Consider the following 16,284-nt stretch of genomic DNA (forward strand, 5'->3'; position numbering starts at 1 on the left):
GCGGCGGTGGTCCATTGTCCGGTGCGACCGCTGCGCGCACCTTGATATGCATCAAGGTCGTTACCAGCTGAGGTAAAACATGCCCTTGGCCAGCAGCACAATGGCGACCATGTGCACAAACAAGCTCAGGTGAATGAAATGGCTATAGCGCGCACTGACCTTGCCCCGGCGCATCCGCGCCATGGTCATCAGGAAGTGCAGCAGCACACTGGCGGCCAGGATCAACTTGAGGCCCAGCAACGTGCCGAACGCGGACGCCAACGGGGCCGACAACGCCGGCAGGTAGCGCAGCCAGACCATGCCGAGCCCGGCGCCGAACAGCACCAGCAACACCCACGGCATCAGCACCCGGGCACGCCGGGCGATGCCCTGCTCCACCAGCACCGTCACCCGCATAGGCAAGTGCTGGTGCAAGTGCCCGAGGATCAGCACTTCGAAGAACACCGTGCCGATAAAGATCAGCGCGGCGAACAGGTGGGCCAATAGCAACAGGAGGTAGAGCATGCAAGCCTCGCAGAGGGACCGGCCGTGGGGAGCCCAGTGTGCGGGCTGGCGCACGGGGCGGCCTTGATGCCGGTCAAGCGTTGCTCCTGCCGGGCTTACAGCAACGGCAGGCTGTAGCTGACGATCAGCCGCGTCTCATCCTTGTCGGCGGTGTCATTGCCGCGCAGCACGGCGCTGCGCCAGGTCAGGCCCAGGCCCTTGAACGTGCCCGTGGGGATCACGTAGTCGACACGCACATCGCGCTCCCACTCGCTGTTGTCGCGACGCGCCGCGCGGATGTTGCTGCCGTGGATATAGGTCACGCTCGACTTCAGGCCCGGAACGCCCAGGCCGGTAAAGTCATAGGTGTAGTTACCCACCGTCGCCTGTTCGCCGGCGTTGACGAACTTCAACGACTGGGCGTTGGTGATCAGGTACAGCGAACGGCCCTGGCCCTGGTTGATGTGGGGAAAGTCACTGGCGCCGGTGGTTTTCTGATACCCCAGGCCCACGGAATGCCCGTGCACGCCATAGGTCAACATCGCGCTCCACAGGCGGTTGTCGACCTTGCCCGAGTTGACGCCCGGCGCGTAATACCCGGAACTCACATAGCCTTCATCGCGCCCGGCGGCGCTGCCGTTCTTGCCGTCGGCGGTGCTGTAGAAGTAACGCAGATCGGTCTTGAGCTGCCCCACCGGCAACTGCCAGTTGTGCACCAGGCCGACGAAATGCTGCTGGTAGAAATTCTCCAGGGTCGCGTAGTAGTACTGCACTTGCAGTTGCCTGCTGACGGCGTAATCCACCCCGCCGTAGTAGAACTGGTTGCTGAACCGGCCCTTGGCCGGGTCGTTGGCCCCGGCGATCGACAGGCCCTGGCCGTTGCTGGAGTTGCGGTCGAGCACCTGCTCCATTTTGCCGGCGATCAGGTTGAAGTCCTTGAGGTCCCTGGAGTCGACCTGATAGCCACGGAAGGTCTGCGGCAACAAGCGGCCGTCTTCGGACATCAGCACCGGCATCTTCGGCATCAGGGTGCCGACCTTGAGCTGGGTTTGCGAGATGCGCACCTTGCCGGTGGCGCCGGTCTTGCTGAAGTCATGGGCGGCCTTGCCATCGGACAACGGGAAGACGCTGCCGGGGGTGTTGTCTTCACCGGCCTTGCCGGCGCGCCCCGAGGCATCCAGGCGCAGGCCATACATGGCCTGCAGGTCCAGGCCGAAGCCCACCAGGCCCTCGGTGAAACCGGACTGGTAGTTGAACATGAAGGCCTGGCCCCACTCCCTGTCCGACGGCGCCCTGGTGTTGCGGGTGTCCTGGTTGTAATAGAAATTGCGCAGGTCGAGGGTGGCTTTGCTGTCATCGATAAAACCCGATGCAGCCGCCTGCTGCGCGGCGCCGAAGGAGACGGCGAGCGCCAGGCACGTGGTGTGTTTCATGAAGGCTCCGTGAAGTGATTGAGGCGACCCCGTTACAGCCCAACCCTGTTGTTTGTCGGTCGGGTGGTGCTGCATTCAACGGGTGCGCGCACGGTATAGCCTTGGGCCGTGGGGAAACAGCCGCCAAAACCGTCAATCACTGTTGCGCTTTACGTAACAATCCCGCTCGTTCAAGGCACCGGCAACCAGCCCTGGAAGACCCCTGGGGAGGCGAGCGGACACCAGGCAAAATCCCATTGCGTGGCGGGGAGTGCCTGTTGTTCGGCGGCGGCACTGCGCACGTCCTTCCAATCGAACACCGTCAAGCCCTGCCAGGCCAGGACCACCCCCTGGGCCTGGCTGTCATCCGTACTGATCCAACGCGCCGCCGCAGCGGCCATGAAGGTTTCGATGGGCTCTTCATCAATCTGCCCGCGATACGGCGACGCCAGCAGCCAACGGCACAGGTTCAGGTGCCAGGTCCAGTCCTGGGCCGGCTGGTTGCGATAGGCCCAGGTCATGAAGCTGCGAAACAGGTTCAGGCCCTCGGGCGGGTCGAGCTTGAGCAGCGTCGGGCAGATGTCGAACAGGGTGTGCCAATACGGCAACAGGCGTGCATCCAGGTGCACAAAGCAGCGGGCATTGCTCGGGTAGTCCGGGCGTGCCGGTTCCGCGCGCAGGCGACGGGACGCCTGGCTGACCAGGCGGCTGGCGCCTGCAGGCAAGTGATGGTTCATAAAGCGCACTCACAGTCGTGACGATAGAACGCCCCCTGTTCACAGGAGGCCCAGGGCACACGTCAGAATGCGGGGGATGCGCGGGGGTTGGCCGAAGGCCAGGAATAACGCGGCGGCGCCTTGTTGCGCCGCTCATGGGCCGGGCGTGGGGTCTGCCCCAGGCCCAGCAACCAGGCCAGGCCGATCAGGAACACCAGCGCGACGGTCACGGCGTTGCACACCGGGCAGGCAAAGTAGTTCGAGATGTTACTGGAAGACGGCGCGCCCAGCCCTTTGTCGGAAAGTGGCGCCTGTTGGCCGTCCACTGCGCAGAACGCGCCACCGATGCCATTGAGCTGCTGGCCGGTCATCTGGCCATGGCCCAAACCGCACACGAACAGGTTCATCAGCACGCAGAAGTACAGGGTCCAGACGATCAGGGAACGGTCGGGGCGGCTCGATTTCATGGCGGCGACTCTACCACCAGCGGTGCAAAAGGATGAAATCCAGCGTGCCCCTGTGGCAGAACGTCGCAGATTACGCGGGCTGGCCAGGGTTGGTAGACTTGGCGCCCTCCTCGTTTACTCCTATTCAAAGCCCGCCGAGTTGATTTCGCGCAATGCGGGCGTTTCACAGGATGCACCGTTGATGAGTACGTTATTCACCCGCCGCAAGGTCCTGACCGGCATGGGCCTGTTGGGCCTGGGCCTGCTGGCCGGTTGTGACAACAGCCCCAAGTTGAACTTCAAGTACGGCAAGGACTTGAGCGACAAGATCATGGGCCGCACCTTCAAGCTCAAGAACACCGAGGGCGACACCGTCACCCTCAGTTCCTACCGTGGCCTGATGCCGGTGGTGTTCTTCGGTTTCACCCAGTGCCCGGCCGTGTGCCCGACCACCCTCGCCCGCGCCGCCCAGGCCAAGAAGCTGATGGGCCGTGACGGCGAGATCATGCAGGTGATCTTTATCACCCTGGACCCGGAACGCGACACGCCGCAGATCCTCGACAAGTACGTCAAGGCCTTCGACCCCAGCTTCGAAGCGCTGTACGGCACCCCGGAAGAAATCGCCGTGGCCGCCAAGGAGTTCGGGATCTTCTATGAAAAGATCCCCGCCGGCGACACCTACACCCTGTCCCACACGGCCACCAGTTTTGTCTTCGACACCCGTGGCAACCTGCGCCTGGGGTTGCAGGCATCCCTTACCGCTAAAGAGTGCGCAGAAGACCTGCTCACCGTCATGGAGGTCTGCTAATGACTGCCGTTCAACACCTCAAGCGCTTCACCCTTGGCCTGACCCTGCTGGGCCTCGCCGCCCACGCGAGTGCCCAGGTGCAAGTCACCGACGCCTGGGTGCGCGCCTCGGTGCCGGGCCAACCGTCCAGCGGCGCGTTCATGACCGTGACCGCCGACAGCGACAGCAAGCTGCTCAGCGTGGCCTCGCCGGTGGCCAAGGACGTACAAATCCATGAAATGAGCATGAAGGACGACGTGATGCGCATGGGCCCGGTGGACGCGGTGGCCCTGCCGGCGGGCAAGGCGGTCAAGCTCGACCCGGACGGCTACCACGTGATGCTGATGGGCCTGACCGGCCAGATCAAGGAAGGCGACCAGGTGCCGCTGACGTTGACCGTGGAGAACGCCAAGGGCGAGAAGCAGACCGTTGAGGTTCAGGCCAAGGCGCGTGGGCTGGATGGCATGGACCATAGCAAGATGCATTGATGCAGCGGATTGGGGGGGCCTGTTCCTGTGGTGAGGGAGCTTGTTCCCTCACCACAAAGGTCCCCCTTCAATCCACGATAAATAGCTTCGCCCCGACACTCGTCGAGGAACGATGCGCCTCCATGTCATTGCCCACCTGGTAACTCATCCCGGCCGTCAGCGTGAACCGGCGGCCGTCTTCCAGCTCGGTGTGCAACTCGCCTTCCAGGCACAGCAGCACATGCCCGCGCCGGCACCAGTGATCGGCCAGGTAGCCGGGGCTGTAATCCACCCTGCGCACGCGGGTGGTGCCGAAGTGGCAGGTGCGCCATGAGGCACTGCCGCTGACGCCGGGGTGAAGCTCGGGTTCGAGGGTGGACCAGTCGGTGATGCCAAACGGGACAGCGGTGAGTTCCATGGTTTGCTCGGTCGTCAGTTAACGTGGCCTGAGGCTATCCACCTGACAACGTTCGCGATAGACACAGATCCCATGGTTTTGTGGGATACAGGCGAGCGTGCTTGTTATCCTGCCCACCCTGCTCCCAAGGACGCGCGCTGATGCAGATCGACCCCGCCAATATCCTGTTTGAGACCGAGCACTGGCTGCTCAACCATCACCTGGCTTCGAAGCTGCCGGGTTACCTGATGCTGGGTGCCAAGGCGCCTGTTGATTCCCTCGCCGACATGTCGGATGCAGCGCTGGCCGAACTGGGTGGACTGCTGGCGAAAACCCAGCGGGTCATGGAGGCGCAACTCAAGCCCAAGTGGTTGTATATCAGCCGCTATGGGCATCTGCCGGGGTTCCCGCTGCACTTTCATTTCATCCCGGTGTATGACTGGGTGGAAGATGCGTTCTGGCGGGATGATCGTTATCGGCGGTTGCAGGATTTGGGTTCCCAGGACCTGGCAAAAACCCTAACCGATGGCGCGGAACTGACGCTGTTTGTGTGGCGGGAGTTTGGTGAAAGCCCGATGCCGCCGGTGATCCACGGGCCTTCAGTCGCGCAGGTTATCGGCAACTTGCGCGTGCATTTGCGTCACTGATGCAGCTGTTTTTTCATCGGAATACACGCCAACTGCAACCCCGACGGCGAGTGATAAATCGCCTGTTCATCGCCCACGTAGCCGCACGCGCGATAAAAACTCGCGGCATTCAACGTCGCGTCCAGCACCACCTCTTCAATCGCCAGTTCCAGCGCGACCTGCTCAAGGTGATCCAGCATCGCCTTGCCATACCCGCGTCCGGTGAATGCGGGCAACACGAACAGCGCGCCGACTTCGTTGTTGGCCAGGTCGAGCATGCCGGTGGCCACCGGTTCACCGTTCAACCAGCCCAGGTAGAACGGTTTGTCCATCAGCGCGCTGTAGCCGTCCTCGGCCTTGCCACGGGTCCAGAGCGCCATTTGTTCGGCGGTGTAGGCGCCGATGCATTGGCTGCGGATGGCTGCGCGGCGGATGTCAAAAGCGGCGTTGGCGTCGGTGGGGGTGGCGCGTTTTATTTCCAGCATGGGGTCCTTCCTTCATGGATTTCCGTTGCCCGCCCGGGTGAATGAATAACGGAGGTGAGGGAGCTTGCTCCCGCTTTGGCGGGCTCCACACTGCCTCTTGAATGCCGTGCCCCTGACCAACATACATCGAAAACAGCACCCACCACCAAGCCTGGCGCAGACAAAACTGTGGGAGGGGGCTTGCCCCCGATAGCGGTGGATCAGTTATAGATGGGCTGATTGACACGCCGCCATCGGGGGCAAGCCCCCTCCCACAATTTCGATCTGTGTTCTGCGCAGAGTCCCAGCAAGGCCGTTATGATGTGGACTTTCGCTCAACGCCTCAGGAAACGCCTATGCCCGCCCTCACCTTACGCAACGCCCTCCCCGCCGACGCCGCCCGTTGCTACGAGATTGAAATCACCGCCTACGAGGGCGACGAAGCCGCGACCCTGGAAAAGATCGCCACGCGTATTGCGCTATACCCGCAAGGCTTTTTGATCCTGGAAGCCGATAGCGAGGTGGTGGGTTTTATCAACGGCGGCTGCGCCCACGAAGTGATGATGTCGGACGAGGCCTTCAAGGAACTGGTGGGGCATTCGGCCGAGGCGCCGAATGTAGTGATCATGTCGGTGGTGGTCGACCCGGCGCATCAGGGCAAGGGGTATTCCAAGGTGCTGATGAGCGAGTTCGTGCAGCGCATGCGCGCGATGGGCAAGCGCACGATTCACCTGATGTGCAAGGAACGGCATGTGCCGTTGTACACCCGCATGGGCTACACCTATGTCCAGCCGTCGCCCTCGGATCATGGCGGCATGGCCTGGCATGAAATGCTGATGACGCTTTAACCCACGGAGGGTTTTGCAATGACCGCAGCGCTTATTGAAGTCAGCGACCAGGCCAATCCCGACGCCGAGCGTATTCTCGGCAGCGGCCTGGCTGCGTTCAACGAAGGTATCGCCGGCTACAACGACCGCCTGCCACTGACGGTATTGCTCAAAGATCCCGATACCCGGCAGATCATCGGCGGCATCACCGGCAAAACCACCCTGGGCATGGCTTTTCTCGACCTGTTCCACCTGCCCGAGGCCCTGCGCGGCACGGGCCTGGGCAGCCGGTTGCTGCACGCTTTTGAGCACGAAGCCCGGCGTCGCGGCTGCGCGAACGCGGTGCTCTATACCCTCAGTTTTCAGGCCCCGGGCTTTTATGAAAAGCATGGGTGGGTGCGGTTCGGGGAGGTCCCGTGTGAACCGGCAGGCAGCAGTCGCGTGTTTCTATCCAAGCGGCTGTAACGTCCAGGGCTTTGCCAGGCAGCCGTTTGCAGCCGGGCGTCACGCCGAACAACCGCCGATTACCAACTCCCCGACGCCCCGCCACCGCCACTGGAACCACCGCCCCCCGAGGAACTGCTGCTGGAGCTGGAGCCGCTGGAACCCGAACCGGAGCCACCGCCCGAGCCGGACCCCGAGCCGGAACTGGCAATGCTCTGCACAAACACGATAAACGCCACGAAGGAGGCCACTGGAATCGCCACGATCCAGCCCTGATACCCGTGCCCCAGCAGTGTCCCCGCAGCGACGTAGATGGCCATGACTGCCAGCGCACGCAGGAGGAAAAAGCGCGGGCGCTTTTTCCAGGATGCCCTGATGACGAAGAACAACCCGAGGTACAAGCCCAGCACCAACGCCGCGCCAAACGGCCACACCAGCCAATGGATATAACTGACTTCCACGAACCGGTTGGCGATCACCACCCCGGCGATGTAGGCCAACAGCCCTATCACGCAGTAGAACGCCGTGCGCGCCAGCCACAAGGCGCCGAAGGTGGCGCCGCCGATCAGGAGGGTCAGCGGCAGTACCAGCAGGTACATCGGCCATTCCCGGCCACCGGCGAATACCACCAGCGCCACGGTAACGACTGCCGTGGCGATCAACGCCCCCCGCCAGCCCAGCTTGCGCGCCGCAACCAGCACGCCACCGACGGCACCGCACACGAACGCCAGCAATACCGCAAGCGCCTCAAGACTGCCGCCGTGCCCGGCCACCTGCGGCAAGTCACCGCCATCCACCAGGACAACCAGGTCGTTCACGCCCTGCTCGACACCGCCGGCATAGTCGCCCTGGCGAAAGGCCGGGGTGATGTGTTCTTCAATAATCCGGTGGGCCAGCAGGTCGGTCACCGTGCCCTCCAGGCCGTAGCCCACCTCGATGCGCACCTTGCGATCGTCCTTGGCCACCACCAGCAGGATGCCGTCGTTGACATCCTTGCGCCCCAGTTTCCAGGCGCGGAACAGTTGGTTGGCGTAGTCCTCGATGCTCGCGCCACGGGTGGTGGGCACCAGCAACACCGCCACCTGCGCGCCTTTGCGCTGCTCAAGGGCGGCGAGCTGGTCTTGCAGACGGGTGGTGGTGGCGGCGTCGAGGGTGTTGGTGAGGTCGATCACCCGCTGGTCGAGGGCTACGCCGATGGGCGACGTCTCGGCCTGGGCGGTGATAAACAGGCCGGCGGACATCAATACCAGCAGACTCAAGACGGATTGCCGCAACCACCGCATCATGTTTGTTACCTGAAGTTTCTTCCTGAAGGCGCCGACTTTACCCTATCGGCGCTATAACGCGTGACCCAAAGCCATCGACTATCTAAACTGCAGCACACCTAGCAATACGCCATAACTTCGAGATCCCCATGGGCCTACTCCAGCGCAACAACGTCAACGTGATGGGTGACGGGCCCTCGACCCTGGTGTTTTCCCATGGTTTCGGCTGCAACCAGGCCATGTGGAACTACCTTGCGCCGCAGTTCAAAGAGCGTTTTCGCGTGGTGATGTATGACCTGACGGGCGCAGGCCTGTCCGACCTCAACGCCTTTGACAAGGCCAAGTACAGCGCGCTGGACGGCTATGCCCGCGACTTGAACGAGATCATCGAGGCCTTTGCCGAGGGCCCGGTCATCCTGGTGGGACACTCGGTCAGTGCCATGATCGGCACCCTCGCCGACCGCCTGGCCCCCGGCCGTGTCGCCGCCCATGTGATGATCGGCCCGTCGCCACGCTATATCGATGACGATGGCTACGTGGGCGGTTTCAAGCGCGCCGACATCGACGACCTGCTCGACACCCTCGACAGCAACTACCTCGGCTGGTCCAGCGCCATGGCCCCGGTGATCATGGGAGCCCCCGGCCAACCGGCGCTGAGCGACGAGTTGACCGAGAGTTTCTGCCGCACCGAGCCGGAGATCGCCAGGCAGTTCGCGCGCGTGACCTTTATGTCGGACAACCGCCAGGACGTGATCGGCCTGCCCACCCCGGTGCTGATCCTGCAATCGAGTGACGACCTGATCGCCCCGGTGGCCGTGGGTGAATACCTGCACAGCGTGCTGCCCAACAGCACCTATTGCCTGGTGGACAACGTCGGCCATTGCCCGCACATGAGCGCGCCGCAGGCCTGCGCGGCGGCCATGGATGCCTTCCTCGCGCCGTGGATGGCAGCACGTGCCGGCTGATGTGTTCGACAGCGCCGCCTGCGCCCTGGCCGTCACCACGGAAGATGGCACGATCCTGCAGGCCAACGCACGCTTCAGCGACTGGCTGGGGTTCAGCATCGCCGAGCTGCAGGGCCGGCGTTTCCAGGACCTGCTGAGCATGGGCGGGAGGATCTTCCACCAGACTCACCTGGCGCCCATGCTGCGCATGCACGGCAGCGTCACCGAGGTGAAGCTGGACCTGTTGCACCGCGACGGCCACAAGCTGACCGTGCTGCTCAACGGCAACAAACGCGAACAGGCCGGCTCGGTGGTGTACGACCTGGCGCTGTTCGGCACCACCGACCGCGACAAGTACGAGCGCGAGCTGCTCAACGCGCGCCACCTGGCCGAAGCGCTGTTGCAGGAAAAAACCGCCACCGAAGTCGCGCTGCAACAAGCCCAGGCCGAACTGAACGAGGCCTATGCCATCGCCCAGCGGCGCGCCCTGTTTGCCGAGCAGATGGTCGCGATTGTCAGCCATGACCTGAAAAACCCGCTCACGGCGATCCGCATGGCCTCGGACTTTCTCAGCCGTGGCGAACGCACGCCCAAGGAGCGCCAACTGCTGAGGCACATCGGCCAGTCCTCCGAGCGCGCGCAACGGATGATCGCCGACCTGCTGGACTTTACCCAGGCACGGGTCGGCCAGGGCATCACCATCAAGGCGGCGCCGCTGGACCTGCACGAGGTGATCCATCGCGCGGTGGACGAACTGCGCGTGGCGTTCCCCAAGGCAACGCTGAAGCATCACGCACAGGGCCGTGGCGACGCCTGCCTGGATGCCGATCGCGTGCAGCAAATCATCGGCAACCTGGTGGCCAACAGCGTGGCCTATGGCGATCCGCAACAACCGATCACCATCACCTCGCGCCTGGGTGCCGGCGCTTGCGAAGTGGCGGTGCACAACCACGGCACGGCGATTCCGGCAGGTTTGCTGGCCGGGCTGTTCGAGCCCATGACCCGTGGCACCGACCAGGGCAGCGACGTGCGCAGCGTGGGCCTGGGCCTGTATATCGTGCGGGAGTTGGCCAAGGTCCATGGCGGCGATGTGGCGGTGAGTTCCTGTGCCACGGCCGGCACCACCTTCACGGTGACGTTTCAGAACAGGTAGGCGCTGCCCTGCATGATCGGCTCCACACTGCCCGTCAACACCACACCGCCCTGCCCGTCCCAGTGCACCGTGACCGTACCGCCGTCGCACTGCACCTGCACCGTGGCATCCAGCAAGCCACGGCGAATGCCATTGACCACCGCGCCGCAGCAGCACGAACCGGAACCCAGCGGCACGCCGCCGCCACGCTCCCAGATGCGCAGGCGGATATGCCCACGGTCGAGCACCTGCACGAAATGCACATTGGTCCTGGCCGGGAACAGCGGGTGAATTTCCAGCGCCGGGCCGACGGCGGCCGGATCGATGGCGTTGATGTCGGCCACAAAAAACGTGCAATGGGGGTTGCCCATGCTGCACGCCGCCGGGTTGCCCGGCAGCGGTAACGTAACCGTATCCATGGCCTCGGCCAGCGGCACGGCCGCCCAGTCCAGGGACGGCGCGCCCATGTTGACCGACACTTGACGATCCGCTACCCGCACGCAGGTCAGCAGGCCCCGGTCGGTGCGCAGCACAACCGAATCGCTGCGGGTTTCATGCATCAAACGGTCGGCCACCCCACGCGTGGCGCTGCCACAGGTTTGCAGCGGCGTGCCGTTGGGGTTCCAGAACTTGATGCGCGCAGCGGCGTCTTCGCAGTCGAGCACCACGGCCAGTTGATTGAAGCCAATGCCGGTGTGGCGATTGCCCAGGCGGCGGGCGACCTCGGGGGTGACAGGGTCGTCCAGGCCACGGCGGTCGATGATGATGAAATCGTCGCCGTGGGCGTGCATCTTTGTGAACGGCAAGGTCATGGGCTGTCCTGGGGTCGACCGGTGGGGGAACGGAAGGATACCCTGAACCGCCCCACCCTTATCGAGAGTCAAGCATGCTTATCGTCTTCAGCGGCCTGCCCGGCACCGGCAAGACCACGATTGCCCGCGAGTTGGCGCGCCAGACCGGTGCGTTTTACCTGCGCATCGATGTGATCGAACAGGCGATTCGCGACGCTGGCGTATTGGCAGGTGATGTCGGTGCCAGCGGCTACGGCGTGGCGAATGCGCTGGCGCTGAGTAACTTGCAGTTGGGCCATAGGGTCGTCGCCGATTGCGTGAATCCGGTCGAGGAAAGCCGGGCAGCCTGGGCAGCGACGGCCGCGACGGCAAACGTGGCGCTGGTCAATATTCAGGTGGTGTGTACAGACGCACAGGAACACCGGCGCCGGGTGGAAACCCGTACGGGCGACATTCCTGGGTTGACGCCGCCGACTTGGCAGTCGGTATCGACGCACGAATACGAGCGCTGGGGCCAACCCGTGTTGACCCTGGACACGGCCTCCGTGACAGCTACCGAGGCCGTCGCGTCAATCGTTGCCCACACGGCAATGCCCTAGAGCACACTCCCCATCGCCTTCATCAACACCAGGTCGCGCCCATAAATATCCGGCGCATACACCAGGTCACCCTGGCCGTCGACCTGCACTGTCCAGTAGCCCAGCAGCACCGGCACCGGGGTGGCCAGCCGGAATTCATGGGTCACGCCGGTGGCCAGCAGTTCATCGGTGCGCGCGCGTTCGGCCGGGCTGACCAGCAGGTCGCGCAGCAACAGCGGTTGTTCAACCCTCACGCAACCGGAGCTGAACGCCCGTGGGCCTTTGGTGAACAGCGGTTGGCTGGGGGTGTCGTGCAGGTACACCGAGTACGGGTTGGGGAAGCGCATCACGATCTTGCCCAGTGGATTGCGCGGGCCGGCTTCCTGGCGCAGCAGGATATTGCCGGGGCGCGCCCAGTCGATATTTTCCGGCGCCAGCGGGTGGCCTTCGGCGTCGAGCACTTGCAGGTTCTGCTGGCGCAGGTATTCGGGGTTGAGGCGGATGGCCGGGAGTTTGTCCTCGCGCATGATGGTGGGCGGGATGGTCCAGGTGGGGTTGAGGGTCAGCCGGGTGATGCGTGACTTGAGCAGCGGCGTCTGGCGTTCGGCGCGGCCCACTTGCAGGCGCGTTTGCCACACCGGGATGCCGCTCTGGTACACGCTCAGTTGCGCGGCGGCCACATTGACCAGTACACCTTCGGGCTCCAGGTCCTGGGCCAGCCAGCGGAAACGCTCGAGGTTGATACGCAGTTGTTCGCGGCGCATGGCCGGGCTGATATTGAGTTCGGCCACGGTGCCGGCGCCGATCACGCCGTCCGATTGCAGGGAGTGGCTGAGCTGGAAGGCCTTCACCGCCGTGACCAGGTCCGGACCGTATTGTTTGCCGGCGCCCTTGGGTTCTGCAGACAGGTAGCCACCGCTGTGGAGCCGACGGGCCAGTTCCGGGACGCGCGGGTCGTCCATGCCGGGACGCAATAACGGGCCGCTGCCGACCGGATCCCAATGGGGCAAGGGTTGCAGGCGGACGCTGGCATAGGCGTTGCGCAGGCTGCGGTACAGATCGGCGCTGGGGCGCGCCTGGTCAAAGGCTTGCGCCATGTTTTGCAGGCCGAGGGCAGCGAGGGCCAGCACTTCGGTGTCGGGGTCGCGGGTGGGCGGCTGCGAATGCCACAGCGGTTCGAAGCGCGATTGCTGCAGGCGCCCGTAATGCAGATCCTGCAGGGCTTGCAGGTAGTGCTGGCTGATGTCGATGTCGCTGCACAGCACATTGGCCGTGGCATCCGCCGCAGGCAGACTATAGTGGGTGGGGTCCAGCCCGTCATCGGCGAGCAGCTGCAATTGGGCGTGCAGTGCCTCGCGGCGATCATTGGCGGACCACAGCGGCCCATTCCCCTGCTGCTGGTAGAACGCTTGCAGGCGCAGTTGCGTGGCAGCGTCTATCTGCGCCGCAAGGCCGGGGCAGACACCCGGCAGTTGCGCCAGCGCCTGTTGCAGCGGGGCCAGTTCGACCGGCGCCGGCGTCGTGACCGGCAACGGCTCGACCGGCAGCACGTCGGCTGTGGCGACCAATGGTGCAACGAGCAGGCAAATGCTCAAGTAACATGCGTGTTTTTTGAACAATAGCTTTGCTCCAATCCACAGTGGGGGATGTACTGTAGATGCTGACTTTTATATGCCGCCTTGGTTTGGTCACCATGAGCCTGGCTTTACTGAGCAATTCTGCGCTCGCCGCCAATGGCAACCCTCCTTCCTTGTATAACAGCCTGGCGCGCTCGGCTCCAGAACTCAATCCCACCGTACTGAAAAGCGCCCTGAACGCCGTGCAGTGCGCCGTCAATAATGGCGAGGAACGCTCCGAGCGCCTGGCCGTGATTGACTATTCCCAACCTTCAACCGCCCGTCGGCTGTGGATCTTCGACCTGCGCAAGAAAACCCTGGTGCTGCGCGACCTGGTGGCCCACGGCGCAAAGTCCGGGGAAAACTTCGCCACCCAATTCTCCAACCTGGAAGGCAGCCATCAATCCAGCCTGGGCCTGTTCCGCACCCAGGAAAGCTACCTGGGCACCCATGGCTACTCGCTGCGCATGGACGGCCTGGAGCCGGGGTTCAATGACCAGGCCCGCGACCGCGCCATCGTGATTCACGCCGCCGACTACGTCAGCCCCTTGTGGAGCAAGCGCGAAGGCCGCATCGGCCGCAGCCAGGGTTGCCCGGCCGTGCGCCCGCAGGTGGCACGCCAGGTGGTGGACAAGCTCAAGGATGGGCAGTTCATGTTTTCGTGGTACCCCGACCAACGCTGGCTGAAGTCCTCGACGTACCTCAATTGCAGACCCCAGCAGGTGGCGAGTAGTCGTACAATCCGTGGCGGTTAGCCTGTCCCCACAGATAAAAGAGAGCTTCGCATGCTTCTACATCAATCGACCTGGATCGAGATCGGGCAGTTCCTGGAACGCAGCCGCACGGTGGTGATTCCCATCGGCTCCAACGAACAACACGGCCCCACCGGCCTGCTGGGCACCGACTGGATGTGCCCGGAAATCATCGCCCATGAGGCGCAAAAGAACGCCGACATCCTCATCGGCCCCACCTTCAATATCGGCATGGCCCAGCACCACCTGGGTTTCCCCGGCACCATTTCCCTGCGCCCTTCCACCTTTATCGCTGCGATTGGCGACTGGGTGCGCTCGCTGGCCGGGCATGGCTTCGACAAGATCCTGTTCCTGAACGGCCACGGCGGCAATATCGCCACGATTGAAGCGGCGTTTTCCGAGCTGTACGCCGAGGCAAGCTTCGGCCGTCGCCCTGCCGGGTTTGCGTTGAAGCTGGTGAACTGGTGGGACCTGGAAGGCGTCACTGACCTGGCGCACCGCCAATTCCCGGTGGGCCATGGCAGCCATGCGACGCCTTCGGAAATCGCGGTGACGCAGTGGGCGTATCCGGACGCGATCAAGTCGGCCGACTACTCCCCGCAGATCGCCAACACCGGGCCGATCCGTGAAGCCCTGGACTTCCGCGCCCGCTTTCCCGACGGGCGCATGGGCTCGGACCCGGCGCTGGCGACGGTGGAGAAAGGTGGGGAGTTGGTGGCGCTGGCGGCTCAAGGGCTGGTGAAAACGGTTAACAGCTTCAGCAACGAAGCCAGACCTTAGGCCTTATGCAGATTCAAATGTGGGAGGGGGCTTGCCCCAATGCCAGTCAGTTAAGGAGGAACACTGTAACTGTGGTGAGCGGGCTTGCCCGCGTTGGGCTGCGCAGCAGCCCCCAATAAGAGCACTGCAGTGTGCCAGACAGCTCCGGGGCCATGTTTTGGGGCTGCTTCGCAGCCCAACGCGGGCAAGCCCGCTCGCCACAGGTGACGGGTTGCCCGTTCTGTCCCTTAACTGATCGGCATTGGGGCTTGCTCCCTCCCACATGGGTTATCTGCAGTCCTGCGCCACCTGTTCAAGCCGCGACGGCGTAATGGTCGACGCCAGCGGCTTGCGCTCGTACAAAAACACCTTGCCGCCGTCCCCCGCCTTGTAGACCTCCAGCACGTCATCGGCGGCAATCTTGCTGGTCAACACCAGCTTGGCGTGGCGCGAGTTCTGGGTCACCGTCGACGTGATGCCGTGCTTTTCCAGCTTGGGAAGCAGGCATTGCACATAGTCATCCGGGCTCTTGCCGGTTTGCAGAGTCAAGGTCGGATTATTGGGAGCGGAAACACAACCGGCCAGCAACAGGGCCGCGACCGGTACGAAAAAAGAGCGCATGAAAAAATCCTGAGTCTAAAAATAAAGGTTCACATCAACCCGCGCGAACCAGTGCCTTGAGCGAGGCATCGAACTGCTTCAACGCATCGAGCTGCACATCCCGCTGCTGTTCGATCCGCGCGGCAATCTCCGGTGCGGCCTTGTCGTGCACCCACACCGAGGGCACCTGCCTGTGCACCGAGCCTTCGGCCTTGGCGATGTATTGCAGGCTCGCGTCATAAAACCGTGCGATAAAACGCGCTTCGACCTGATCGTTGCGCTGGGTCAGCAATTGGTTATGGGTATCGAGCATCACCACCACATCGGGGCGAGCCTGCACCAGGGCATCCAGGTTGTCGTAGACCGTCACCGACAAAAAGGTTCCCTGCAGCGAGCTGATCAACCAATCAATGGCCAGTTCCGGGTCGGAGCTGTTGACGAACGCCTCGCGGATACCTGCGTCAAGGGCATCCCTGGCGCCATTCAAGGCCATGTCGTGGTAGCGTTCAAGGTAGCTGAGGTTGTCGCGGGTGTTATCGCTTAACAACACCCCCACCGATTGCGCATGCTGCAGGGAGTCTACGCTACCGACGATAGGTAGCAAATGGCCTGCACGCAATTCATCAGCGATCGCTGCGTTATTGACGATCACAGTGCCCAGCATCAGCATCATTAAACCCAGCTGAATCAACGTCCTCATCGCGCATTTCCTTGAACAGCGTCTCGATGCAGGCGATTTTGCGCTTTTCCTGAAAAAACAGAACTTGCGTTGCATGAT

21 protein-coding genes are annotated in these 16,284 nt (G+C 63.3%); 10 read left to right on the plus strand and 11 right to left on the minus strand.

Annotation, left to right across the window (positions count from 1 at the left end; genetic code table 11):
- Positions 1-60 precede the first annotated feature (60 nt).
- From BLQ09_RS13730 to BLQ09_RS13745, 4 genes are all read right to left on the minus strand, one after another.
- Positions 61-504 (minus strand): hypothetical protein, encoded by a 444-nt coding sequence (locus tag BLQ09_RS13730; RefSeq protein WP_092357336.1) that lies wholly within the window; start codon positions 502-504, stop codon positions 61-63.
- Between the two features lie 95 nt (positions 505-599).
- Positions 600-1,916, minus strand: coding sequence for an OprD family outer membrane porin (locus tag BLQ09_RS13735; protein WP_092357338.1), 1,317 nt, complete (start codon positions 1,914-1,916; stop codon positions 600-602).
- A gap of 170 nt (positions 1,917-2,086) precedes the next feature.
- Positions 2,087-2,632, minus strand: coding sequence for a putative natural product biosynthesis protein (locus BLQ09_RS13740; RefSeq protein ID WP_027607211.1), 546 nt, complete (start codon positions 2,630-2,632; stop codon positions 2,087-2,089).
- 62 nt (positions 2,633-2,694) lie between these two features.
- Positions 2,695-3,078, minus strand: coding sequence for a DUF2946 domain-containing protein (locus tag BLQ09_RS13745; protein WP_092357340.1), 384 nt, complete (start codon positions 3,076-3,078; stop codon positions 2,695-2,697).
- A gap of 181 nt (positions 3,079-3,259) precedes the next feature.
- Here BLQ09_RS13745 and BLQ09_RS13750 point away from each other — a divergent pair, with 181 nt between their 5' ends.
- Positions 3,260-3,865, plus strand: a complete 606-nt coding sequence (locus BLQ09_RS13750; protein WP_027607213.1) for an SCO family protein — start codon at positions 3,260-3,262, stop codon at positions 3,863-3,865.
- Positions 3,865-4,332 (plus strand): copper chaperone PCu(A)C, encoded by a 468-nt coding sequence (locus BLQ09_RS13755; protein WP_092357342.1) that lies wholly within the window; start codon positions 3,865-3,867, stop codon positions 4,330-4,332. The genes BLQ09_RS13750 and BLQ09_RS13755 overlap by 1 nt, the downstream gene beginning before the upstream one ends.
- Before the next feature lie 67 nt (positions 4,333-4,399).
- Here the strand turns inward: BLQ09_RS13755 and BLQ09_RS13760 are convergent, their stop codons facing one another.
- On the minus strand, positions 4,400-4,729 hold the full coding sequence (locus tag BLQ09_RS13760) for a DHCW motif cupin fold protein (RefSeq protein ID WP_092357344.1): 330 nt from the start codon (positions 4,727-4,729) through the stop codon (positions 4,400-4,402).
- Positions 4,730-4,869: 140 nt separating this feature from the next.
- On the opposite strand from BLQ09_RS13760, the gene BLQ09_RS13765 reads away from it, so the two are divergent.
- Entirely contained in the window at positions 4,870-5,355 is a 486-nt protein-coding gene (locus tag BLQ09_RS13765) for an HIT family protein (RefSeq protein WP_092357346.1), read from the plus strand.
- Here the strand turns inward: BLQ09_RS13765 and BLQ09_RS13770 are convergent.
- A complete protein-coding gene (locus BLQ09_RS13770) occupies positions 5,349-5,819 on the minus strand; it encodes a GNAT family N-acetyltransferase (protein WP_092357348.1) in 471 nt (156 codons plus the stop codon). The genes BLQ09_RS13765 and BLQ09_RS13770 overlap by 7 nt on opposite strands.
- 335 nt (positions 5,820-6,154) lie before the next feature.
- Here BLQ09_RS13770 and BLQ09_RS13775 point away from each other — a divergent pair, with 335 nt between their 5' ends.
- Both BLQ09_RS13775 and BLQ09_RS13780 read left to right on the plus strand, forming a co-directional pair.
- On the plus strand, positions 6,155-6,646 hold the full coding sequence (locus BLQ09_RS13775; protein WP_092357350.1) for a GNAT family N-acetyltransferase: 492 nt from the start codon (positions 6,155-6,157) through the stop codon (positions 6,644-6,646).
- 18 nt (positions 6,647-6,664) lie between these two features.
- Positions 6,665-7,090: a GNAT family N-acetyltransferase gene (locus BLQ09_RS13780; RefSeq protein ID WP_092357352.1), complete on the plus strand. Its 426-nt coding sequence runs from the start codon at positions 6,665-6,667 to the stop codon at positions 7,088-7,090.
- 59 nt (positions 7,091-7,149) lie between these two features.
- On the opposite strand, the gene BLQ09_RS13785 is transcribed toward BLQ09_RS13780, so the two are convergent.
- On the minus strand, positions 7,150-8,355 hold the full coding sequence (locus BLQ09_RS13785) for a TPM domain-containing protein (RefSeq protein WP_065941859.1): 1,206 nt from the start codon (positions 8,353-8,355) through the stop codon (positions 7,150-7,152).
- Positions 8,356-8,483: 128 nt separating this feature from the next.
- Here BLQ09_RS13785 and BLQ09_RS13790 point away from each other — a divergent pair, with 128 nt between their 5' ends.
- A complete protein-coding gene (locus tag BLQ09_RS13790) occupies positions 8,484-9,299 on the plus strand; it encodes an alpha/beta fold hydrolase (RefSeq protein WP_065941858.1) in 816 nt (271 codons plus the stop codon).
- On the plus strand, positions 9,289-10,431 hold the full coding sequence (locus BLQ09_RS13795) for a PAS domain-containing sensor histidine kinase (RefSeq protein ID WP_092357354.1): 1,143 nt from the start codon (positions 9,289-9,291) through the stop codon (positions 10,429-10,431). The genes BLQ09_RS13790 and BLQ09_RS13795 overlap by 11 nt, the downstream gene beginning before the upstream one ends.
- Here BLQ09_RS13795 and dapF read toward each other — a convergent pair.
- Positions 10,419-11,222 (minus strand): diaminopimelate epimerase, encoded by an 804-nt coding sequence (dapF, locus tag BLQ09_RS13800; RefSeq protein WP_092357356.1) that lies wholly within the window; start codon positions 11,220-11,222, stop codon positions 10,419-10,421. The two genes, BLQ09_RS13795 and dapF, sit on opposite strands and share 13 nt — an antisense overlap.
- A gap of 74 nt (positions 11,223-11,296) precedes the next feature.
- On the opposite strand from dapF, the gene BLQ09_RS13805 reads away from it, so the two are divergent.
- Entirely contained in the window at positions 11,297-11,800 is a 504-nt protein-coding gene (locus BLQ09_RS13805; RefSeq protein ID WP_092357358.1) for a P-loop nucleotide/nucleoside kinase family protein, read from the plus strand.
- Here BLQ09_RS13805 and BLQ09_RS13810 read toward each other — a convergent pair.
- Complete coding sequence (locus tag BLQ09_RS13810; RefSeq protein WP_092357360.1) at positions 11,797-13,398, minus strand: L,D-transpeptidase family protein; 1,602 nt, start codon at positions 13,396-13,398, stop codon at positions 11,797-11,799. The genes BLQ09_RS13805 and BLQ09_RS13810 overlap by 4 nt on opposite strands.
- Before the next feature lie 38 nt (positions 13,399-13,436).
- On the opposite strand from BLQ09_RS13810, the gene BLQ09_RS13815 reads away from it, so the two are divergent.
- Together BLQ09_RS13815 and BLQ09_RS13820 are read left to right on the plus strand one after the other, a co-directional pair.
- Positions 13,437-14,150 carry a murein L,D-transpeptidase catalytic domain family protein gene (locus tag BLQ09_RS13815; RefSeq protein ID WP_092357362.1) on the plus strand — a complete coding sequence of 238 codons (714 nt, stop codon included), beginning with the start codon at positions 13,437-13,439 and terminating at the stop codon, positions 14,148-14,150.
- A 30-nt stretch (positions 14,151-14,180) separates the two neighbouring features.
- Positions 14,181-14,927, plus strand: coding sequence for a creatininase family protein (locus BLQ09_RS13820; protein ID WP_027607227.1), 747 nt, complete (start codon positions 14,181-14,183; stop codon positions 14,925-14,927).
- A gap of 267 nt (positions 14,928-15,194) precedes the next feature.
- Here the strand turns inward: BLQ09_RS13820 and BLQ09_RS13825 are convergent, their stop codons facing one another.
- On the minus strand, positions 15,195-15,527 hold the full coding sequence (locus BLQ09_RS13825; protein WP_027607228.1) for a YajG family lipoprotein: 333 nt from the start codon (positions 15,525-15,527) through the stop codon (positions 15,195-15,197).
- 34 nt (positions 15,528-15,561) lie between these two features.
- On the minus strand, positions 15,562-16,206 hold the full coding sequence (locus tag BLQ09_RS13830; protein WP_092357364.1) for an ATPase: 645 nt from the start codon (positions 16,204-16,206) through the stop codon (positions 15,562-15,564).
- Between the last annotated feature and the right edge of the window lie 78 nt (positions 16,207-16,284).

This window comes from Pseudomonas sp. NFACC25 (assembly GCF_900100935.1).
Lineage (GTDB): Bacteria > Pseudomonadota > Gammaproteobacteria > Pseudomonadales > Pseudomonadaceae > Aquipseudomonas > Aquipseudomonas marginalis.